This is a genomic window from Nocardioides baculatus, assembly GCF_016735675.1.
GTDB lineage: Bacteria > Actinomycetota > Actinomycetes > Propionibacteriales > Nocardioidaceae > Nocardioides > Nocardioides baculatus.
Map to the genome: position 1 here is coordinate 579,034 of NZ_JAERSG010000003.1, position 19,855 is coordinate 598,888.

Consider the following 19,855-nt stretch of genomic DNA (forward strand, 5'->3'; position numbering starts at 1 on the left):
AGCGTCGGGACATGGGCGAGGAACAGCTGCGGAGCGCGGTCGACGCCGCGATGCTCCCGATCGTCGCCTCGCTCGGCCCCGCCGGCGTGATCTCGGCGCACTGGCTGCCCGACCGCGCGGGCGAACCGGTGGTCTGGGTGTGTGTGAAGGACGAGGCGTCGCGCGTCGCCGTGGAGTCGTACGCCTGGGTCCTGCCGCAGGTGCAGACCATGCTGACCCGGCTCAACGTGCCGCCGGAGATGGTGATGCGGCTGCGGATGGAGGTCACGTCCGCCGAGGCCGAGGACCGGTTGTTCGACGGCTGAGTGTCCGGGCTCGCTACGGTGGTGCTCCTGGACGACGAGGGCGGAGGAAGGGTCGACGTGGCTGACGACGACGTGGTCGACGCCGACGCGGCGCTCGTCGCCGGCCAGAAGCCGCCGTCCCACACCGAGCGGCTGAACCGTGAGCGCGTGGTCGACGCGGCGCTGACCCACATCGACGAGCAAGGTCTCGCCGGACTGTCCATGCGGCGCCTCGGCTCCACCCTCGGTGTCGAGGCGATGGCGCTCTACCGCCACGTCGCCGGCAAGGAGGAGCTGCTCGACGCGGTCGTCGAGCACCTGATGGCGAGCATGTGGCGCGACGAGGAGATCACCCAGGAGCCGGTCCACGGCTGGCAGGACTTCCTCCAGCGGCTGGCCCACGGGGTGAGGCGGGTGGCCCTCGCACACCCGAAGGCGTTCCCGCTGGTGGCCTCCCGACCGACCGAGGCACCGTGGCTGCGACCTCCGCTGCGCAGCCTGGACTGGGTGGAGGTCTTCCTCCGCGGCCTGACCGAGGAGGGCTTCACCGACGAGGCAGCCGTCGCGGCCTACCGCGCCTTCACCAGCTTCCTCCTCGGCCACCTGCTGCTCGAGGTCTCGCTGCGGGGTGCCGACGTCGGTCCCCTGGACGTCCTCGAGCCGGCGGACGACGACGCGTCGCTCGACGGCTTCCCGCTCGTACGACGACTGCGCCCGGGCCTGTCCGAGGACCGCGCGTCGGTCGAGTTCGAGGAGTCCCTCGAGTCGCTGCTCGACCGGCTGACCCTGGTGCGCACCGAACACCTCGAGCGCTGACACCCGCCCGATCCCGGGACCCCGCAGGCCACTCCAAGGGGTGTGCCCGACTTCCCATCCCCTCCGGCCCGCCCTACGTTTACAACGTAAACATCCCGCTCCAGTGACACGGTCCAGGGCGCCACGCGAGGGATGTCCGCGCGCACTTCGGCCTGCCCGGATGCCGCGCTGCGTGCTGCCCGGACCCGAATAGAGAAGGACCGCACCACATGAGAAACAACCTCGAGAACGGCCTGCGCGACGGCATCAGCACGATCGCAGCGTTCCTGCCCAAGCTCGTGCTCTTCCTGGTCATCCTCATCATCGGCCTGCTCATCGCCAAGGCGATCAGCAAGGCCGCCAACGCGCTGCTCGAGAAGGCCGGATTCGACCGCGCCGTCGAGCGGGGCGGGGTCAAGAAGGCGTTGGCCGGATCGAAGATGGACGCCAGCGACATCGTGGCCAAGCTCGTCTACTACGCGCTCGCCCTCTTCGTGCTGCAGCTCGCCTTCGGCGTCTTCGGGCCCAACCCGATCAGCGACCTGCTGACCGAGGTCATCCGGTTCATCCCGAGCCTGGTGGTCGGCATCATCATCCTCGTCGTCGCCTCGGCGATCGCGGCAGCCGTCAAGGTCCTGGTCGAGAACACCCTGGGCGGGCTGTCGTACGGCCGGACGCTGGCCAACATCGCCTCGATCTTCATCCTGTTCCTCGGCATCGTCGCCGCGCTCAACCAGGTCGGCGTCGCCACGACCGTGACCACCCCGGTGCTCGTCGCCATCCTCGCCACCGTGGCCGGCGTGATCATCGTCGGCGTGGGCGGCGGGCTCATCAAGCCGATGCAGCACCTGGGAGGGATACCTCACCAAGGCGGAGGAGGAGGCACCCCGCATCAAGGAGCACGCGGCCAACGCGCCGAGCGTGACGGACCAGGCCCGCCAGGCCGGTGCCCACGCGACCAGCAGCACCTCGACCACCCCGCTGGCCTCGGGTGGCACGACCGGCACGTACTGATCGATCCGCATGGTGAAGGGGCGCTCCGGTCCGGAGCGCCCCTTCACGCCTTCCTGATCCGGATCGCGCCCTTCGCTGTCGAGGGATCGACGACCTTGCCCTTCTGGGTGATCACGACCTCGCCGCGGTCGACGAGGCGCCGCGCGGCACGGCGGGCCGGCTCCATCAGCCCACGCCAGGTCTCCTCGTCGTCGCCGCCGACGGCCCGGGCGGCGTCGGAGGGGCAGATCGTGGCCGTACGGGCGCGCTGGGCCAGCAGGTCGAGGATGGTCGCCTCGAGGCGGCGGTCGACGTCGCTCACGCCGCGCTTGCGGCACGAGGTCGAGCAGTAGCGCACCTGGTCCCAGTCGCGCTCCCACTTCTTGCGCCACTCGATGGTGCGCCCGCAGGACTGGCAGGTCTTGGGCTCGGGAGGCATGTCACCAGTGTGCCGCCCGCTCCCTGACCTGTGACCTCACGCTCATCGGCACGGTTCACGGCATAGTCGGCGGTCCATGACCGTTGTGCCGGGAGCAACCCAGACACCCGATGGAAAGGCACCCCCATGCGCGCACTCGTCCAGCCCCGGTTCGGTGACCCGGCCGAGGTCCTCTCGGTCCAGGACGTCCCGGCCCCCGAGCCCGGTCCCGGCCAGGCGCTCGTGCGCGTGCTGCTCTCGCCGATCCACAACCACGACCTCTGGACGGTGCGCGGCAGCTACGGCTTCAAGCCCGAGATGCCTGCCCGCGCGGGCACCGAGGCGGTCGGCGTCGTCGAGGCCATCGGTGAGGGCGTCGAGCACCTCGAGGTCGGCCAACGGGTCGCGACCGGCGGATCGTTCGGTGCGTGGGCGGAGCTCATCGTGGCGCCCGCTGCCGGCCTGGTCCCGGTGCCCGACGCGATCTCCGACGAGGCCGCCTCACAGCTGGTGTCGATGCCGTTCAGCGCGATCGCGCTGCTCGACTTCCTCGAGGTGTCCGAGGGCGACTGGATCGTCCAGAACGCCGCCAACGGTGCCGTCGGCCGGCTCGTCGCGCAGCTCGCGGTCGCCCGTGGCGTACGCGTCCTCGGGCTGGTGCGTCGCGCCGACGGCGTCACCGAGCTGTCCGAGCATGGCATCGGCGACGTCGTCGCGACCGACGACGACGGCTGGCGCGACCGCGTCCGCGAGATCGTGGGCGACGCCCCGATCGTCGCCGGCGTCGACTCGGTCGGCGGCTCGGCCGCGGGCGACGTCGTCTCGCTGCTCGCCGAGGACGGCCTGCTCGTCGTCTTCGGCGCCATGGCCTCGCCGACCCTCGAGATCTCGTCGGGCGACGTGATCTTCAAGCAGGTCGTGGTCAAGGGCTTCTGGGGCAGCAAGGTCTTCCCCGCCATGGACAACGAGAAGCGCGCCCGCCTGATGGGCGAGCTCGTGTCCGGCATCGCTGGCGGAACGCTGACGCTGCCGGTCGAGAAGGTCTACGGGCTCGACGAGATATCCGACGCGGCCTGCGCCAGCGCCGAGCCGGGTCGCCGCGGCAAGGTCCTGCTGCGCCCCTGACCCGCGACAGCGGTCAGCGCACGACGAGGACCGGGCACTCCGCGCGGTGCAGCACGGCCTGGCTCACCGAGCCGAGCAGCAGGCCGCTGAACCAGCCGAGTCCGCGCGAGCCGACCACGACCAGCGACGCGCTGGCCGAGGCGTCCGCCAGGCAGCGCTCCGGCGGCACCGCGACCACCTCCTGCTCGAGGTGCACGTCGGGGTGGTCCTCACGGATGCCGGCGACCGCCTCGGCGAGGAGGCGCTCACGGTCCGCGGTGTCCACGCTCCGCGGCGCGGCCGCCCACACGTCGGTGGACGGCACGTGCGCGTGGAACCCGTGGATCGCCAGCACGGTCTCGCCGGTCACCTCGGCACGCCGGCAGGCCTGCTCCAGCGCCGCCTCGCTCGAGCCGGAGCCGTCGATCCCGACGACGATGCGTCGCGCGTCGGGATCGCGCGGCTCGCGGACGACGACGACCGGGCAGGCCGCGTGCCGGGCCAGGTGCTGGCTGACCGAGCCGATCAGCGCCTCCCCCGCTGCCCCGTGACCGCGACTGCCGACGACCATCATCGATGCGGAGGCCGAGGCCTGGACGAGCTCCGCCACCACCGGGCCGGCGCGTTTCTCGGTCGTCACGTCGGCCACGCCCTCGTCGGCCAGCAGCTTGGCGGCCTCGTCCAGCAGTGCGGCGCAGTCGAGGACGTAGCCCTCGGTGACCACGATCGTGCCGCCGACCGCTCCGATCCCGCCGAGCCCGCCCCACATCTGCGGTGCGATCTCGTCGACAGCCATCACGTGCACGGGCAGGCCGGTGCGGAGGGACTCGTGGGCGGTCCAGCTCAGGCCGCGTCGCGCGTCGACCGAGCCGTCGTACGCCAGCAGGAGGGGCAGTGTCGTGGTCATGCCTCCAGCGTGGTGGCGTCGACCGCCCGACGGCAGGGTCGTTGGTCCCGGCGCCGCGGGACCTGCGTCAGTCGACCTTCATCTCGCCCAGCTCGTTCCAGCCGTCCTGGTCGACGGACTGGCTGACGATCTTCGGCGTGGACGCGAGGTAGGGCGGCAGCTCGGACTGGGCGGCCTTGAAGTGGTCCGACGAGACGTGGGCGCCGCCGGCGTCGCCGTCGCGGAACGCCTCGACCAGGACGTACTCGTTCGGGTCGTCGAGGCTGCGCGACCACTCGAACCACAGGCAGCCCTCCTCCGCGCGGGTGGCCTCGGTGAAGGCTCGCGAGATATCGGGCCAGTCCTCCGCGTGCTCCGGCTTGATGGCGAACTTGGCGGTGATGAAGATCAAGGTGTCTCCTCGTGGATCGTCGGGTGGTGCCGGGTCAGCTGGCGGGTGCCGCGTCAGCCGTGCGGGCCGGGTGCGAGGACCCGTCGATCGCCGACTGGACCATCGCACCGAGCCGCTCCGAGACGATACCGAGCACCGCCCCGGCGACCACTGCGACCAGCACCCCCGACAGGTCGAAGCCGGTGCCGAAGAAGACGGCGGTGCCTGCGAACCCTCCGGGGATAAACGACAGCAGCGGGAGGGCCGCCTCGACGCACAGGACGAAGCCGACCACGGTCACCATCAGCGCCAGCGCGAGCGTCGAGGCGCCGATCGTCTCGAGGCCCTGGCTGATCGCCCAGCCCCAGAAGATCCCCGCGAGGTTGGCGGCGAGTCCCTTGGCCAGGCCGGTGGTGCCTCCGCCGGAAGCGAAGAAGCAGGCCCAGGCGACGAAGGCGACCCAGGTGATGAGGGTCAGCTCGACACTCGCGAAGGTCCAGATGCCGGCGAGCACGCCGACCGAGATCCCGATGCCCAACAAGGGCTTCACAGCGTTCATGGGGGGTGCTCCTTAGGGGGTGAGGATCGCGCGACCGCGGACACGGCCGGCGTCGAGGTCCGAGATGGCCGACTGGAAGTCGTCGAGGGCGTACTTCTGGGTGTGGAGGGTGACCGCGCCGCGGGCGGCGAGGGCCATGAGGTCGCACAGGTCGTTGTAGGAGCCGACGAGGTTGCCGATGATGTTCTTCTCGGCCGAGATGAGGTCGATGGTGGGGACGTCGATGTTCTCGCCGTAGCCGACGACGTGGTAGTCACCGGCCTGGCGGGTCATCGCGAGGCCCTGGGCGGTCGAGCCGCCCTCGCCGACGAAGTCGATGACGACCTCGGCGCCGAGGCCGCGGGTGATCTCGAGCACCTCCTCGACCTGCTTGCCCTCGGCGACGACGCCGTGGTCGGCGCCGATCGAGAGGGCGAGCTTGAGGGCATCGGGGTTGCGGTCCACGACGACCAGGTTCGCCGGGGAGAGCGCCTTCATCACCTGGATCCCGATGTGGCCGAGGCCTCCTGCGCCGATCACGACACACGTGTCGCGCGGCGTCAGCCGGCGCGCGGCCTTGGCGGCCGCGTGGTAGGCCGTGAGGCCGGCGTCTGCCAGTGCTGCCACGTCGGCGGGCTCGAGCGAGTCGTCGATGGGTACGACGCTGCGCGCCGAGGTCCTGAGGTACTCGGCGTACCCGCCGTCGGTGTTGATCCCGGGGAACTGGTTGTTCTCGCAGTGCACGTCGTCGCCGGTGCGGCACGCGCGACACAGCCCGCAGGTGATGAGCGGGTGCACGATCACCTTGTCGCCCTCGCGGACGTTGGTCACCGCCGACCCGACCTCGTGTACCCAACCGGCGTTCTCGTGGCCGATCGTGTAGGGCAGCGTGACGCCGGACTTCTCCTCCCACTGCCCCTCGAGGATGTGGAGGTCGGTGCGGCAGACGCCGGCGCCGCCGATCCGGACGATCACGTCGAAGGGTCCCGTGGCCTCGGGGACGTCGACCTCGTGCATCTCGAGGTCCTGGTGGTAGCCGACGACCTGGACGGCTCGCATCTTCGTGCTCATGGGCTTGACTCCTTCTGGGATCGGGGCAGCAGCGCTGAAAGGGGGACGAACGTGGGGTCCGACGGCTCCTCGCCGTCCGCGCGACGGGTCTGGTCGTCACCCGAGCCGGGGTAGCGGGTGCGGAGCAGGCCGCGGCAGAAGTGAGCGTTGCCGTCGATCGAGATCCGGGTGGACCTCGCGCGCCGCAGCGCCATCGGCACCTGCCGGGGCTCGTAGCCGACGCCGTGCTGGTCGACCATGACCTGCGCCGACGCCTGGCAGCCGAGGCCCAGCGTCGTGCGTCGCCGCAGCAGCGACTCCTTCTCGTGCCCGTCCGGCAGGTCGGCCAGCACCACTCGCCCGAGCTCGGCCTCCGTGAGGTCGACGTCGGATCGGAGCAGCGCCGTCAGGCACCGCTCCATCGCGGCCGTGTGGGCCTTGACCTGGAACGTGTGCCGCAGCTCGTCGAGGCTGTCCTCGGCCTCGTGCCGGAACGTGCCCCGATAGCCTGCGTCGGTGGCCAGCCCGTGGTTGATGATCGCCGAGTCGTGGTGGTCGTCGAGCTCGACCACGACCCGACCGACGCCCGGGAGCGCGCGCAACGCGTCCTGGGAGTCCGATGCCATCAGGTAGGCGAAGTTCGGCGAGCAGAACGACGTCGGCAGGCGCAGGTGCACCTCCAGGTCGCGGCCGACGATGTCGACCGACCGGACGAAGCCGAGGTCGGTGATGGGCTCGTCGAGCTCGGGGTCGAACACCACGTCGAGCGCGCGGCGTACGGCGTCCTGCGTCACCTCGTGGGCCGGGGCCGCGGCGAGGGTGGTCATCACACGCTCGCCAGGTCGGCGGCCTCGGGCTGGCGCGGACCCGTCTCGGTCTCGTCGGCCTCGGGCAGCCGGAGCTCGGCCGGCACCTCGATGTCGTACATCTTGGCGGCGTTGAGGCCCAGGATCTTCTTCTTCGTGTCCGTGCTGATCGGTGCGTACTCGCTCATGTCCTCCGGGATCTGGAAGTCGACGAACTGCTCGATCAGCCAGCGCGGGGTCCACAGGGCGTAGTCAGAGGAGAACTGGATGCGGTCCTCGCCGATCCAGTAGAGGAGCTCGCCGATGATCTGCGCGAAGTAGCGCGGCCGCGTGTGGATGAACGGCATCGCCACCGCGAGGCCACCGTGCACGTTGGGCTCCTGCGTCGCGATCCAGCAGAAGTCCTCGAGGCGCGGCAGACCGACGTGCTCGACGACGAAGTTGAGGTCGGTGAAGTCGGTCGCGACGTGGTCCACGTCCGCGACGTCGAAGGCGTCCCGGTCGAGGGGGCGGATCGTCGGGCCCTTGTGGATGTGGATGTTCGTGATGCCCAGCTCGCGGCACAGCTCGAAGTAGCGGTAGGCCATCGGGTCGTCGAGCTTCCAGCCGCGTGAGTCGCCGTGCCATTCCGCGGTGTAGAGCTTCACGCCCTTGAGCCCGAACCGCTCCGCGTCCGCCCGGAGCTGGTCCAGGCCGGCCTCGCCGTTGCGGGGGTCGAAGTTGTGGTTGTAGGTCAGCTTGTCCGGGTGCTTCGCGGCGAGCGCCGACGCCTCCTCGGTCTGCCCGAAGCCCCGGTGGTAGAACTCGCCGAGGTGGGCCGGCTGGAAGATCGCGTGGTCGACGTAGCCGTCGGTGAACAGGTCCTTCATGAGCCGCTCGCCACCCTGGTAGGCGTAGTCCTCCATGGACCACACCTCGGACTCCGGCGAGAGGTTGCGGTGGTAGTCGTAGAAGCAGTCGATGAACTGCTGGCCCTGGACGTTCTTGATGTTCTCGGGCCGCGCGTCCCACAGGGCGATGTGGGCGTCGACGATGAAGTAGTTCTCGCCGTCCTTGCTGTACATGTGGTCCTCCGGTGCTGGCAGTCGAGTGACGGGGGTCACGTCCGGCTCTCGACGCTAGGCCGTCACGTGGCCGTCGCCGCCCTCGCCGACGTCCCACTTTGAGATCTGGGCTCGTCCCAATTTGGGACGCCACCGGGCCCCTTGGAACCGGCCCGCGGATGTAACGTCGGTCACATGACGAAGGGGGTGCACCCCACGGCCGAGGCTGTCCCTGAGCGCGTCCGGCGGCACCGGGAGCTCCAGCAGGCGCGGGTCGGCGGACCGTTGCCCCATGCGCCCGCACGACTGTCGAACCGCTTGGTCGCGTCCTGGCAGCGCAGCGAGGACTACGGCGTGCCGCTGGAGGGTATCGACCCGTCGTTCGTCGGCACCTTCGACAACGAGTCATTGTTCTTCGAGTGCGGGCGCGAGGTGCTCAGCGGGCTGCACAGGACTCTGGCCAACGAGCCTGTCTCGCTCATGCTCACCGACGCCGACGGACTGGTGCTCAACCGGATGAGCGGGGACGCGGCGCTGCTGCGGGCACTGGACGCGGTCCACCTCGCACCGGGCTTCGCCTACGCCGAGCGAACCGTCGGCACCAACGGGCTCGGGCTCGCCATCGCCGACCGCGTGCCGACGGTCGTGCGGGCCGAGGAGCACTACGCCCTCAACCTGACCACCTACACCTGCGCCGCCGTGCCGGTCCTCGATCCGCTGACCGGTCAGCTGGAAGGCTGCGTCAACCTCACGACCTGGTCCAGCCAGTCCAGCGACCTGCTGCTGGCCCTGGCCCAGTCGGCCGCCAGCAACACCTCGGCCCTGATGCTGGCACGCTCGCGAGGGCAGCGGCCTCGGCCGGCCCAGCGGGGCGAGGTCTTCCGGGTGGAGACGCCACGCCTGGAGCCTGGGTCGGGGACGCTCACCACGCTCGGTCCTGCCTGGACCGACGCGCTCGGGCAGGCGGGCGCCGCGATCGCCGCCGGCCGCATCGTCGCCGCCGTGGGCGAGGACGGCACTGGTCGGGCCACGCTGCTCGCCCAGGCCATGCGTCAGCAGTACCCCCGTGAACGGATCCTGGCGGCGTCACCGCCGGCGCCCCAGGACAGCGAGGCCTGGATCGGGCTGTGGACCCCCGAGCTCGGGAAGCCCGACACCGGCATCCTCGTCCGCGACGTCGACCGGCTGCCGGCCTGGGTGACCGAGCACATCCGCGACCTGGTGCTGCAGGCCAGGGTCCGCGCGGCCGGGGCCGAGGGCGTGCCGTTCTGCGTGACCGCGAGCCGCTTCGAGTCCATCCCTGCAGCCCTCGCCCCGCTCGTCGAAGTGGTGGTGGCCGTGCCGCCGCTGCGCGAGCGCCTCGAGGACGTGATGCCGATCGCCCACCACGTCGCTCGACGGGCACGCGGGCGCGACGTGACCATCGCCGGCGCCGCCGAGACCGCCCTGCGCGGCTGCGGCTGGCCGGGCAACGTCCGCCAGCTCGTCGACGAGGTCACCCGTGCGGTCGGCCACGGCGACGTGCTCGACGTACGACACCTGTCCGCCGACGTGCTCTCCGGCACCTCCCGCCGGCTGACCCGGATCGAGGCCTTCGAACGGGACGAGATCGTCCGGGTGCTCACCCGGCCCGGCATCTCGATGCAGGAGGCCGGTGAGGAGCTGGGCATGAGCCGGTCGACGGTCTACCGCAAGATCGCCCAGTACGACATCCACGTCCCGCGGGTCGGGGCCTGACTGCCCGATCGCCCTTCGGGAGGTGACCGCACCCCGGCGACCCGTCCTAGCGTCGACAGGCGGGCGCAACACGGCGTCCCGCCCACCTTCTTGGGAGCCTCCATGGCCACACGACCGAGCACGACGAACGACGAGCGCGGCGAGGGCGACGAGCTCCACCAGGGCGTCAAGCGCGGCGAGCGGATGACCACCGCGACCGGTACGCCGCTGGGAGACGGGCAGAACTCGCTGAAGGTCGGCGAGCGCGGGCCGACGCTGCTCGAGGACTTCGCCTTCCGCGACAAGATGTTCCACTTCGACCACGAGCGGATCCCGGAGCGGGTCGTGCACGCGCGCGGTTACAGCGCCCACGCGACGCTCGAGTGCCTCGACGCCATCCCCGACCTGACCCGGGCCGCGCCCTTCCAGCGCAAGGGCAAGAAGACCGAGGCCTTCGTCCGGTTCTCCACCGTCGCCGGCAACCTCGGCTCCCCCGACCTCGCCCGTGACGTGCGCGGCTTCGCGGTCAAGACGTACACCGAGGAGGGCAACTGGGACCTGGTCGGCAACAACATCCCGGTCTTCTTCATCCAGGACGCGATGAAGTTCCCCGACCTCGTGCACGCGGTCAAGGAGGAGCAGGACCGCGGTTGGCCGCAGGCTGCCTCGGCCCACGACACCTTCTGGGACTTCGTGTCCCTCATGCCGGAGTCGACGCACATGCTGTTGTGGGCGATGAGCGACCGCGCGATCCCCCGGTCGTTCCGCTTCATGGAGGGCTTCGGCGTCCACACCTACCGCTTCGTCAACGCCGACGGCGAGGCGTCGTTCGTGAAGTTCCACTGGAAGCCGCGCCAGGGCATGCAGTCGGTCGTGTGGAACGAGGCGCTCAAGATCAACGGTGCTGACCCCGACTTCCACCGCCGCGACCTCCACGCCGCGATCGAGAGCGGCGACCTCCCCCAGTGGGACCTCGGCGTGCAGGTCTTCGACGACACCTTCGCCGACGAGTTCGACTTCGACGTCCTCGACGCGACCAAGCTGATCCCCGAGGAGGTGCTGCCGGTGCGGATCATCGCGCGGCTGACCCTCGACCGGAACGTCGACAACATGTTCGCCGAGAACGAGCAGGTCGCCTTCGGCACCCACAACGTCATCCCGGGCATCGACTTCAGCAACGACCCGCTGCTCCAGGGCCGCAACTTCTCCTACCTCGACACCCAGCTCAAGCGGCTCGGCAGCACCAACTTCACCCAGCTGCCGGTCAACGCCCCACGCTGTCCCGTCATGCACTTCCAGCGCGATGGGCACATGCAGACCGACCCCCAGCTCGGCCGCGGCACCTACGAGCCCAACTCCCTCACCGGCGACGACCGCGGTCCGCGGGCCGACGTGGTCCAGGGCTACCAGAGCGTGATGCGCGAGGAGGCCGGTCCGACCCGTCGTCTGCGGGCCGAGTCGTTCGCCGACCACTACAGCCAGGCCCGTCAGTTCTTCCTCAGCCAGACCGAGGTGGAGCAGGGCCACATCGTCGACGCGTTCTCCTTCGAGCTCGCCAAGGTCGAGGACCCCAAGATCCGCACCCGGATGCTGGGCAACCTGCGCAACGTCCACGAGGACCTCGCGCAGTCCGTGGCCGACAAGCTCGCGACGCCGCTGCCCGAGGCCTCCGAGGCCGCGGTGCCGACGCGCACGGACCTGCCGGAGTCGCCCGCGCTGAGCATCCTGCGCAACGGCCCGGAGTCGTTCGCCGGACGCAAGCTCGGCGTGCTGGTGACCGACGGCAGCGACAAGGCCGTCGTACGAGCCGTCGCGTCGGCGTTCGAGGACGCGGGTGCGGTCGTGGAGTACGTCGCCCCGGCCATCGGGCCGATCAAGCTCCGGGGCGGCGGCACGCTGACCCCCGACCACGCGATCGACGGCGGGCCGTCGGTGCTCTTCGACGCCGTGGCGCTGCTCCCCTCGGCCGACGGTGCCGCCGACCTCGCCACCCGCGCCAGCGCGCAGGACTTCGTCAGCGACGCGTTCGCGCACCACAAGCTGGTCGGGACGGGGGCCGACGCGACGGCCCTCCTCGCCGCGGCGGGCGTGGAGCCGGACGAGGGATTCGTGGACCTCGCGTCGGCCGACGACGCCACGGTGTTCGTCACCCGGTGCGCCTCGCTGCGCCACTGGGAGCGTGCCGTCCGTGCCTGACCGCGGACCCGTCCTGCTCGGCGGGCACAGCGACGACAAGCACCGTGACGACGAGCAGGACGAGCTCGCCGACCTCGTCGACCGCGCGGTGGAGGCGAGCGGCGACGCCGCCGCCGCGCTCGACCTCGCCGGGTCGGTGGGCATGCAGCTGCCCGTCCCCGGATCCGGTGGGACCGCCCACCTGTGGTCGGCGCTGGCGAGCGTCGCGGCCGTCGACCTCACGGTGGCCCGCACGCTCGAGCCGCACCTCGACGCGCTGGCGATCCTCGACCAGGCCGGTCGCACGCCCGAGCCCGGGACGTGGGGTGTCTTCGCCGCCGAGGGCCCCGGCGAGCCGCTGCGCGCGGAGCCACGCGGCGACCACCACGTCCTGGACGGCCGCAAGCACTGGTGCTCCCTCGGTGGCTCGCTCGACCGGGCGCTGGTCAGCGCGTGGGTGGGTGACGAGCGACAGCTCTTCGCCGTCGACCTCACGCAGCCCGGCGCCACCGCCGTGGCCGGGACCTGGGTGGCCCGCGGCCTCACCGCGGTCGACTCCGGGCCGATCGACTTCGCCGACGCGACCGCGTACGCCGTGGGCGAGCCCGGGTGGTACCTCGAGCGGCCGGGCTTCGCGTGGGGTGGCATCGGCGTGGCCGCGGTCTGGTTCGGCGGCGCCGTCGGCGTCGCCCGGCGGATGGTGCGGGCCGCAGGCACCCGGCTGCCCGACCAGGTGGCACTGATGCACCTCGGCGCGGCCGACGCCGCGCTGCACGCGGCGGGCAGCGTGCTCGCCCGTGCGGCACACGACGTCGACGCAGGCCGGCTCACCGGCGCCGACGGATGGCGCGCGGCGCTGCGGGTGCGCGAGGTCGTCGCTCTCGCTGCGGAGGACGTGCTGTCCCGTGCCGCCCACGGGCTCGGCCCCGGCCCGCTGGCCACCGACGAGGACCACGCCCGCCGGGTCGCGGACCTCCAGCTCTACCTGCGCCAGTGGCACGCCGAGCGCGACCAGGCCGCGCTGGGCGAGCAGCTGCTCCAGCACGGTGCGCGCGGGTGGTGAGCGCGCCCGACTTCCGCCACGACCGCGTCGGCACCCCCGCGGCGGCGTGGGACGCGACCGTCGCCGCGCTACCGGTACTGGAGCTGCTGACGTCGCGATCCCGACTGGTGGTGGCCGGCGCCCACCCGGACGACGAGACGCTGGGCGCCGGCGGGCTCATCCGCCGCGTCGGCCTCGGCGGGGGTCGGATCCAGGTCGTCACCGCGACAGCCGGTGAAGGGTCCCACCCGTCGTCCCCCACCCATCCGCGCGACGTCCTGGCCGACGTCCGTCGCGCCGAGCTGCGCGCTGCCATCGGCGAGCTGGCTCCGGACGCGGACGTGCGGTGCCTGGACGTCCCCGACGGCGACGTCGCCGCCCACGTCGACAAGGTCGTCGCCGCCCTGGTCGAGACCATCGGCACGGACGGCGACGACGTGGTGCTCTGCGCACCGTGGCGCGGCGACGGACACCCCGACCACGACGCGGTTGGCCGGGCGGCCGCGGTCGCCGCGGCCCGCACGGACGCGGTGCTCTGGGAGTACCCCGTCTGGTGGTGGCACTGGGGCAGTCCGGGCGCGCTCCCGGTCCCGGCGTCACGCCTGCCGCTCGAGGCCGCCGATCGCGCCGCCAAGCAGGCGGCCGTCGCTGCGCATGCCAGCCAGGTCGGTGCCCTGTCGGAGGCGCCAGGCGACGAGGTGATGCTCGGCCCCGACCTGCTCGCCCACTTCGAGCGCGCCGACGAGGTCTTCCTCAGCGACGCCACGCCGCCCGAGGACGACGCCCTCGACCGGGTGCACCGGGACGAGCCCGACCCGTGGCGGGTCGACTCGGCCTACGAGCGCCGCAAGCGCGCCCTGACGCTAGCGAGCCTGCCGCGCGAGCACTACGGGGACGCCCTCGAGGTGGGCTGCTCGATCGGCGCCCTCGCCGTCGACCTCTCCGCGCGCTGCGACCGCCTGCTGGCGATCGACGCCAGCGCGGCCGCCGTCGAGCTCGCCCAGCGGCGTACGTCCGGCATCGCCGACCTCGCCGTCAGCCTGGCGCGCGTGCCGTGGCAGTGGCCGTCGGGGTCCCGGGACCTGGTCTGCATCTCCGAGATCGGCTACTTCCTCAGCCCCCACGAGCTCGACGAGGTCGTCGCGCTCGCCCTCGGCTCCCTGACCGACGACGGGCACCTGCTGCTGTGCCACTGGCGGCACCAGCCCGTCGGCTGGCCGCTGGCCGGACCCGCCGTGCACGACGCCTTCCTCACCACCGGTGCACCCGTCCTGGTCGAGCACCACGAGCCCGACTTCCTGCTCCACGTCCTCGGCCGGCCGGCATGACGCGGCCCACCGCGCTCGCGGTCGTGGTCCCGGTGCGCGACGAGGAGGCGTTGCTGCCCGCCTGCCTCGACTCGCTCGCTGACGCCGTCGTCGCCCTCTCCGAGACGCACCCGGGGCTGCCGGCCCGGGTGTTCGTGGTGCTCGACGCCTGCACCGACCGCTCGTCCGAGGTCGTCGCCTCGTGGCGGGGTGTCACCGCCGTGGTGACCCGTGCCGGCAACGTCGGCGTGGCCCGCGCAGCGGGGGTGGCCGCGGCCGCGGACTGGGCCGCGGGCTCCGGTGGTGGCTCGCTCTGGGTCGCCTGCACCGACGGCGACAGCGCCGTGCCCCGCTCGTGGCTGGGCACCCAGGTGGAGCTGGCAGCAGCTGGACACGACCTCGTCATCGGCACCGTCCGGCCCCGGCCCGGCGACCTCAGCGCGGAGGACCTCGAGCGCTGGCGCGAGCGACACAGCTCGGTCGACGGCCACGTCCACGTCCACGGCGCCAACCTCGGGTTCGCCTGGGACGCCTACGAGTCGGTGGGCGGGTTCGCCCCCATCGTCGAGCACGAGGACGTCGAGCTGGTCACGGCGATGCGGCGCGCGGGCCTTCGGTGGATCGCATCCGGTCGGATCGAGGTGACGACATCGGGGCGCCGCGCGGGTCGTACGCCGGGCGGCTTCGCCGGCTACCTCGAGGACATGGGCGCCTGAGCGGGCCGTCTAGGCTGGCGGCGATCACCATGGCCACCAGCACCCAGACCCACCCCCGCCGCCTGCTGCTCGTCGTCGACGCGCCGTCGCTGCTGCACCGCAACCACCACGCACGGGCGCACACCCAGCTCCGCGACCGGCAGGGTCGCCCGATCTGGGCGCTGCACGGGATGCTGCGCCAGATCCTCGAGTCGATCGACTCGTTCGCCCCGGACGCCGTGGTGTTCGGCCTCGACGACCGCACGGGATCGGTGCGCCGCGACTTCTACCCCGACTACAAGGCCGGGCGCGCCCAGAAGGACCCCGAGCTGGTCGACCAGCTGGAGCGGGCCGAGGCGCTGCTCCAGGCGCTCGGGCTCCACACGGTCACCCCGGCCGGGCTCGAGGCCGACGACGTCAACGCCTCCGGCGCGACCTGGGCCGAGGCCAACGGCTGGGACTGCGTCATCATCACCTCCGACCGCGACGCCTTCGCCCACATCAGCCCCCACACGCAGGTGCTGCGCCTGATCGACGGCGGCATCCACGGCTCCCCGATGCTCAACCCCGCGCGGCTCTTCAACATGTACGGCGTCCGCGCGACGAACTACCTCGCCTTCGCCGCCCTGCGCGGGGACTCCAGCGACAACCTCCCGGGCGTGCAGGGCATCGGCGAGAAGACCGCCGCCGTCCTGCTGGACGTGGCCGGCTCGATGGACGCCGTCTGGGCCGACATCGACCACAACGGCGGCGAGGCCCTGCTCGGGGCCTTCGAGGACTGGGCGACCGAGACCGGCGGTCGCCGCATCGGCCCCACCGTCGTACGCCGCCTGCAGGCCGACGGCGCGCGCGAGCGCTACGAGTTCAACGTGACGATGATGTCGGGCCGCCACGACCTCGACCTCGGCCTCACACCCGACGTCCCCGGCTCGCGGGGGCTGCTGCCGCTCGACGTCGAGCGGGTGACCAACGTCGTCCGGTTCCTCGACAACGACTTCACGACCGACTTCGCGGTGCGCGTGCTGACGAGCCTCCCTGCGTCGCGCTGACCTCGAGTCGAGCCTTCAGGTCGCTGACCTCGTCCTCGAGCTCCAGCACGCGCGCGATGCCCACCAGGTTGAGCCCCTCGGCCAGGAGGTCACGGATCCGCCCGAGCCGGTCGACGTCGTCAGGGCTGTAGAGGCGGGTGCCGCCGTCGGTGCGGTCGGGCGTCAGCAGCCCCCGGCGCTCGTAGACGCGCAGGTTCTGGATCTCCATCGAGACCATCGTTGCGGCCACCGAGATGGCGTAGACACCGACCGTCGACATTTCTCGCTCCACGGCCTTGATCTTGCCTGATCGATTGGCTATAAGAAACCTGTAACCATCAATACAGGTCGTGGACCGGTTCCGGTCCACCCGGCTGAACCAGGAGGAGACGATGTTGCTTCGAACCACCGACCCGTTCCGTGATCTCGACCGCCTGACCCAGCAGCTCATGGGCACGACGAACCGTCCCGCGGTGATGCCGATGGACGCCTGGCGCGAGGGCGACCGCTTCGTCATCGAGTTCGACCTGCCGGGCGTCAACGCCGACAGCATCGACCTCGACGTCGAGCGCAACGTGCTGACCGTGCGCGCCGAGCGGGTCGCCCGCAACGGCGACTGGGAGCCGCTGGCCTCCGAGCGCCCGCGCGGTGCCTTCAGCCGCCAGCTCGTGCTCGGCGACAACCTCGACCTCGAGCGCATCGAGGCCGGTTACACCGATGGCGTGCTCAGGCTCGTGGTCCCGGTCGCCGAGAAGGCGAAGCCGCGCAAGATCGAGATCAAGGGGACGAGCGGGGCCGGCCAGCACGCCGAGCTGACCAGCTGACGCCCACCCGGTCGCGGGGTCGCAGCCCTTGCGCAGTGCGCTGCGACCTCGCGGCCTACGTGTCCGCCTGGTGGAGGTCCACCCGCAACATCCGGGCCGTCAGGTCCACCGCGGGACCGAGGAGGAAGATCACCGCGAGCGTGCCGACGCCGATCGTGGCGCCGAGCAGCCACCCGCCCAGCGCTCCCCCGCCCTGGACGACGCTGTAGCTCCACTTGAAGGGCACCGGGGGGTCCCACGCGAGTGCCGCGGCCTCGGCCGGACCGGCGCCGGTGTGGCTGCCGAGGTAGAGCACGATCCCGATCGCGATGACCGGGAACGCCGCCACCAGCAGCACCCCGCGCCAGACGAGCGCATCAGGCGTCTCGAGCAGGTCGAGGACGACGCCGACGACCACGCCCACGAGGACGACCTGCACGACCGTGCCGACGCCGGGCCGGACGTGCCGCAGCGCGGCGAGCACCACCAGGACCGCGCCCACGATGGCGTTCGCGATCCAGAACTCCGTCCCGGACGTCAGCGAGATCCCGTTGACAAAGGTCGAGTAGCCGTCGGAACCGAGGTCCGCGGCGAGCAGCATCGCGACTCCCGTCCCGAGGACGACGCAGCCGAGCAGGAGCATCGCCGTACGGCGAGGGCTGGGGATCACCGCGCCAGCATCTCAGCAGTCGGCGACCGTTCATCCGCCGGCCACCTGCCGGCCCCTTGCGCGGCGACCAGCGGGACGAGGGTCGGGCGCATGACCCCACGTCTCGACCTCCCCCTCCTCCCGATGGCCGGCAAGACCCACGGCAACCGCAGCGCGGTCACCTGCCACCTGCGCTGCGGCGACGCGTGCTCGATCGCCGCGCCCAACACCACCGACACGTCGTACTTCCGCGACGTCGCCGCCACGGCGCTCAGTCGCCGCTCGGTCGTCGGCACCGGCCTGACGGTCGCCGCGCTCGCCGCGGTGTCCTCGAGCCCGGTCGCCGCAGCACCCGCCAGGGCCGTACGCCGCGGCAGGCCCGAGGCCCTCCCGTTCGCGCCGATCGGCCCCGTGGCCACCACCGTCGACGACGTGACCGTGCCCGCCGGCTACCGCTGGGACGCGATCCTGCGCTGGGGCGACCCGATCCTGCCCGGCGCCCCGGCCTTCGACGCGACCCGGCAGACGCCCGAGGCCCAGGCCGGCCAGTTCGGCTACAACAACGACTACCTCGACATCATCGAGACCAGCCGCTCGGGCACGAGCGCACTCCTCGTGTGCAACCACGAGTACACCAACGAGAACATCATGTTCCCGCCCGGCACCCCTGCCGAGACCGTCATCCGCACGGTGTGGGCGGCGCACGGCATGAGCGTCGTCGAGCTGACCCGCCGCAAGCGCGGGGACGCGTGGACGTACGTCCCCGGTGCCCGCCTCAACCGCCGGATCACCCTCGACACCCCGTTCGCCGTCGACGGTCCCGCGGCCGGCTCCGACCTGCTGAAGACCGCCGCCGACCCGACCGGCCGCACCGTGCGCGGCACCATGAACAACTGCTCCGGCGGCACGACGCCGTGGGGCACCGTCCTGTCGGGCGAGGAGAACTTCAACCAGTACTTCCGCGCGACCGGCACCGACCGCACGGAGTCGCGCTACGGGCTCGCCGCCAACCAGGACTCGCGCAACTGGCGCTCGATCGACCCGCGGTGGGACGCCACGACCGCCGACTACCGCAACGAGCCCAACCGCTTCGGCTGGGTCGTCGAGGTCGACCCCACCGACCCGACGTCGACGCCGGTGAAGCACACCGCGATGGGCCGCTTCAAGCACGAGGGCGCCAACGTCATCATCAACGACGACGGACACGTCGTCGCCTACATGGGCGACGACGAGCGCTTCGACTACCTCTACCGCTTCGTCTCCCGCGACACGTTCCGCCCGGGCAACAGCCGCAAGGCGCGCGCACACAACCTCGGCCTGCTGAGCGCCGGAGACCTGTCGGTCGCCCGTCTCACCGGCGACGGCGCCGAGGACGGCGTCAACGACGGCACCGGCCAGTGGATCCCGCTGACCCGCGACGGCCAGTCGGTCGTGCCGGGCTTCAGCACCGAGGAGGTCCTCGTCTACACGCGCCTGGCCGCGGACGTCGTGCAGCCCACCAAGATGGACCGCCCCGAGGACGTCCAGCCCAGCCTGCACAACGGTCGGATCTACGTCGCGTGCACCAACAACACCGCGCGCACCGCGCTCCAGGTCGACGAGGCCAACCCGCGACCGGCCAACAAGGACGGCCACGTCGTCGAGCTCGTGCCCGACGGCGGCGACCACAGGCGCGACACGTTCACCTGGAACCTGTTCCTCATCTGCGGCGACGAGGCGTCCGCCGGTCGCTACTTCGGCGGCTGGACCGGGCCCGTGTCCCCGATCTCCTGCCCGGACAACGTCGCCTTCGACAGCGAGGGCAACCTCTGGGTCTCCACCGACGGCCAGCCCAGCGCGATCAAGAAGAGCGACGGTCTCTTCAAGGTGCCGGTCGAGGGCGCCGAGCGCGGCCACGTGCAGCAGTTCCTCGCCGTGCCGTCGGGCGCCGAGACCTGCGGCCCGGTCGTCCACGACCGCGACGGGTCGGTCTTCGTGGCCGTCCAGCACCCCGGAGAGGACGGCTCGTGGGCGGCACCGCAGTCGCGCTTCCCCGACTTCGTCCCGGCCGGCAGCACGGCGTCCGCGGGCCAGTTCGCCGGACCGCGCCCCACGGTCGTGCAGGTGACGCGACGCTGAGGGTCCCTACGATC

20 protein-coding genes and 1 pseudogene are annotated in these 19,855 nt (G+C 71.8%); 12 read left to right on the top strand and 9 right to left on the bottom strand.

Going from position 1 to position 19,855, the window contains the following annotated elements; all coding sequences use genetic code 11:
- Positions 1-11: 11 nt before the first annotated feature.
- From JI751_RS12430 to JI751_RS22070, 3 genes and pseudogenes are all read left to right on the top strand, one after another.
- Positions 12-305, top strand: a complete 294-nt coding sequence (locus tag JI751_RS12430) for a hypothetical protein (RefSeq protein ID WP_201936668.1) — start codon at positions 12-14, stop codon at positions 303-305.
- Positions 306-362: 57 nt separating this feature from the next.
- Positions 363-1,100: a TetR/AcrR family transcriptional regulator C-terminal domain-containing protein gene (locus JI751_RS12435; RefSeq protein ID WP_201936672.1), complete on the top strand. Its 738-nt coding sequence runs from the start codon at positions 363-365 to the stop codon at positions 1,098-1,100.
- A gap of 209 nt (positions 1,101-1,309) precedes the next feature.
- Positions 1,310-1,678: pseudogene (locus tag JI751_RS22070) on the top strand (mechanosensitive ion channel family protein); the annotation flags it as partial.
- Positions 1,679-2,136: 458 nt separating this feature from the next.
- On the opposite strand, the gene JI751_RS22075 reads toward JI751_RS22070, so the two are convergent.
- Positions 2,137-2,511: a DUF3253 domain-containing protein gene (locus tag JI751_RS22075; protein WP_372440566.1), complete on the bottom strand. Its 375-nt coding sequence runs from the start codon at positions 2,509-2,511 to the stop codon at positions 2,137-2,139.
- A gap of 126 nt (positions 2,512-2,637) precedes the next feature.
- Here JI751_RS22075 and JI751_RS12450 point away from each other — a divergent pair, with 126 nt between their 5' ends.
- Entirely contained in the window at positions 2,638-3,615 is a 978-nt protein-coding gene (locus tag JI751_RS12450; RefSeq protein ID WP_201936677.1) for a zinc-binding dehydrogenase, read from the top strand.
- Positions 3,616-3,628: 13 nt separating this feature from the next.
- Here the strand turns inward: JI751_RS12450 and JI751_RS12455 are convergent, their stop codons facing one another.
- The 6 genes from JI751_RS12455 to JI751_RS12480 all read right to left on the bottom strand — a co-directional run bounded on the left by JI751_RS12455 (position 3,629) and on the right by JI751_RS12480 (position 8,329).
- Positions 3,629-4,501 carry a universal stress protein gene (locus JI751_RS12455; RefSeq protein ID WP_201936680.1) on the bottom strand — a complete coding sequence of 291 codons (873 nt, stop codon included), beginning with the start codon at positions 4,499-4,501 and terminating at the stop codon, positions 3,629-3,631.
- A gap of 67 nt (positions 4,502-4,568) precedes the next feature.
- The gene (locus JI751_RS12460; protein ID WP_201936681.1) at positions 4,569-4,892 is read right to left on the bottom strand and encodes a putative quinol monooxygenase; all 324 of its coding nucleotides are present in this window, start codon (positions 4,890-4,892) and stop codon (positions 4,569-4,571) included.
- 34 nt (positions 4,893-4,926) lie between these two features.
- Positions 4,927-5,430, bottom strand: a complete 504-nt coding sequence (locus tag JI751_RS12465; protein WP_201936683.1) for a DUF1097 domain-containing protein — start codon at positions 5,428-5,430, stop codon at positions 4,927-4,929.
- 12 nt (positions 5,431-5,442) lie between these two features.
- Positions 5,443-6,480 carry an NAD(P)-dependent alcohol dehydrogenase gene (locus JI751_RS12470; RefSeq protein WP_236666082.1) on the bottom strand — a complete coding sequence of 346 codons (1,038 nt, stop codon included), beginning with the start codon at positions 6,478-6,480 and terminating at the stop codon, positions 5,443-5,445.
- Positions 6,477-7,286, bottom strand: coding sequence for an iron-sulfur cluster assembly protein (locus JI751_RS12475; RefSeq protein WP_201936685.1), 810 nt, complete (start codon positions 7,284-7,286; stop codon positions 6,477-6,479). Before JI751_RS12475 ends, JI751_RS12470 begins: the two co-directional genes overlap by 4 nt.
- A complete protein-coding gene (locus JI751_RS12480) occupies positions 7,286-8,329 on the bottom strand; it encodes an amidohydrolase family protein (RefSeq protein WP_201936687.1) in 1,044 nt (347 codons plus the stop codon). Before JI751_RS12480 ends, JI751_RS12475 begins: the two co-directional genes overlap by 1 nt.
- Before the next feature lie 174 nt (positions 8,330-8,503).
- On the opposite strand from JI751_RS12480, the gene JI751_RS12485 reads away from it, so the two are divergent.
- From JI751_RS12485 to JI751_RS12510, 6 genes are all read left to right on the top strand, one after another.
- The gene (locus tag JI751_RS12485; protein ID WP_201936690.1) at positions 8,504-10,045 is read left to right on the top strand and encodes an AAA-type ATPase lid domain-containing protein; all 1,542 of its coding nucleotides are present in this window, start codon (positions 8,504-8,506) and stop codon (positions 10,043-10,045) included.
- A gap of 102 nt (positions 10,046-10,147) precedes the next feature.
- Complete coding sequence (locus JI751_RS12490; protein ID WP_201936692.1) at positions 10,148-12,220, top strand: catalase; 2,073 nt, start codon at positions 10,148-10,150, stop codon at positions 12,218-12,220.
- The gene (locus JI751_RS21845; protein WP_201936695.1) at positions 12,213-13,262 is read left to right on the top strand and encodes an acyl-CoA dehydrogenase family protein; all 1,050 of its coding nucleotides are present in this window, start codon (positions 12,213-12,215) and stop codon (positions 13,260-13,262) included. Before JI751_RS12490 ends, JI751_RS21845 begins: the two co-directional genes overlap by 8 nt.
- Positions 13,259-14,569, top strand: a complete 1,311-nt coding sequence (locus tag JI751_RS12500) for a bifunctional PIG-L family deacetylase/class I SAM-dependent methyltransferase (RefSeq protein ID WP_201936698.1) — start codon at positions 13,259-13,261, stop codon at positions 14,567-14,569. The genes JI751_RS21845 and JI751_RS12500 overlap by 4 nt, the downstream gene beginning before the upstream one ends.
- The gene (locus tag JI751_RS12505) at positions 14,566-15,264 is read left to right on the top strand and encodes a glycosyltransferase family 2 protein (protein ID WP_201936701.1); all 699 of its coding nucleotides are present in this window, start codon (positions 14,566-14,568) and stop codon (positions 15,262-15,264) included. Before JI751_RS12500 ends, JI751_RS12505 begins: the two co-directional genes overlap by 4 nt.
- Before the next feature lie 29 nt (positions 15,265-15,293).
- Positions 15,294-16,292 (top strand): 5'-3' exonuclease, encoded by a 999-nt coding sequence (locus JI751_RS12510; protein ID WP_201936704.1) that lies wholly within the window; start codon positions 15,294-15,296, stop codon positions 16,290-16,292.
- Here JI751_RS12510 and JI751_RS12515 read toward each other — a convergent pair.
- Positions 16,240-16,551, bottom strand: coding sequence for a MerR family transcriptional regulator (locus tag JI751_RS12515; protein ID WP_201936707.1), 312 nt, complete (start codon positions 16,549-16,551; stop codon positions 16,240-16,242). The genes JI751_RS12510 and JI751_RS12515 overlap by 53 nt on opposite strands.
- A 112-nt stretch (positions 16,552-16,663) precedes the next feature.
- Here JI751_RS12515 and JI751_RS12520 point away from each other — a divergent pair, with 112 nt between their 5' ends.
- A complete protein-coding gene (locus tag JI751_RS12520) occupies positions 16,664-17,095 on the top strand; it encodes an Hsp20/alpha crystallin family protein (protein WP_201936709.1) in 432 nt (143 codons plus the stop codon).
- A 55-nt stretch (positions 17,096-17,150) separates the two neighbouring features.
- On the opposite strand, the gene JI751_RS12525 is transcribed toward JI751_RS12520, so the two are convergent.
- A complete protein-coding gene (locus JI751_RS12525) occupies positions 17,151-17,744 on the bottom strand; it encodes a DUF6198 family protein (protein WP_201936711.1) in 594 nt (197 codons plus the stop codon).
- 90 nt (positions 17,745-17,834) lie between these two features.
- On the opposite strand from JI751_RS12525, the gene JI751_RS12530 reads away from it, so the two are divergent.
- Positions 17,835-19,841 (top strand): PhoX family protein, encoded by a 2,007-nt coding sequence (locus JI751_RS12530; RefSeq protein WP_201936713.1) that lies wholly within the window; start codon positions 17,835-17,837, stop codon positions 19,839-19,841.
- Positions 19,842-19,855: the final 14 nt, after the last annotated feature.

Excerpts from the sequence above, each read along its gene's own strand:
- JI751_RS12510 (WP_201936704.1), top strand. The coding sequence starts at position 15,294 with ATGGCCACCAGCACCCAGACCCACCCCCGCCGCCTGCTGCTCGTCGTC.
- JI751_RS12515 (WP_201936707.1), bottom strand. The coding sequence starts at position 16,551 with ATGTCGACGGTCGGTGTCTACGCCATCTCGGTGGCCGCAACGATGGTC.
- JI751_RS12480 (WP_201936687.1), bottom strand. The coding sequence starts at position 8,329 with ATGTACAGCAAGGACGGCGAGAACTACTTCATCGTCGACGCCCACATC.
- JI751_RS12485 (WP_201936690.1), top strand. The coding sequence starts at position 8,504 with ATGACGAAGGGGGTGCACCCCACGGCCGAGGCTGTCCCTGAGCGCGTC.
- JI751_RS12430 (WP_201936668.1), top strand. The coding sequence starts at position 12 with ATGGGCGAGGAACAGCTGCGGAGCGCGGTCGACGCCGCGATGCTCCCG.
- JI751_RS12505 (WP_201936701.1), top strand. The coding sequence starts at position 14,566 with ATGACGCGGCCCACCGCGCTCGCGGTCGTGGTCCCGGTGCGCGACGAG.
- JI751_RS12465 (WP_201936683.1), bottom strand. The coding sequence starts at position 5,430 with ATGAACGCTGTGAAGCCCTTGTTGGGCATCGGGATCTCGGTCGGCGTG.
- JI751_RS12455 (WP_201936680.1), bottom strand. The coding sequence starts at position 4,501 with ATGACCACGACACTGCCCCTCCTGCTGGCGTACGACGGCTCGGTCGAC.
- JI751_RS12475 (WP_201936685.1), bottom strand. The coding sequence starts at position 7,286 with ATGACCACCCTCGCCGCGGCCCCGGCCCACGAGGTGACGCAGGACGCC.
- JI751_RS22075 (WP_372440566.1), bottom strand. The coding sequence starts at position 2,511 with ATGCCTCCCGAGCCCAAGACCTGCCAGTCCTGCGGGCGCACCATCGAG.
- JI751_RS12530 (WP_201936713.1), top strand. The coding sequence starts at position 17,835 with ATGACCCCACGTCTCGACCTCCCCCTCCTCCCGATGGCCGGCAAGACC.
- JI751_RS12470 (WP_236666082.1), bottom strand. The coding sequence starts at position 6,480 with ATGAGCACGAAGATGCGAGCCGTCCAGGTCGTCGGCTACCACCAGGAC.
- JI751_RS12520 (WP_201936709.1), top strand. The coding sequence starts at position 16,664 with ATGTTGCTTCGAACCACCGACCCGTTCCGTGATCTCGACCGCCTGACC.
- JI751_RS12490 (WP_201936692.1), top strand. The coding sequence starts at position 10,148 with ATGGCCACACGACCGAGCACGACGAACGACGAGCGCGGCGAGGGCGAC.
- JI751_RS12450 (WP_201936677.1), top strand. The coding sequence starts at position 2,638 with ATGCGCGCACTCGTCCAGCCCCGGTTCGGTGACCCGGCCGAGGTCCTC.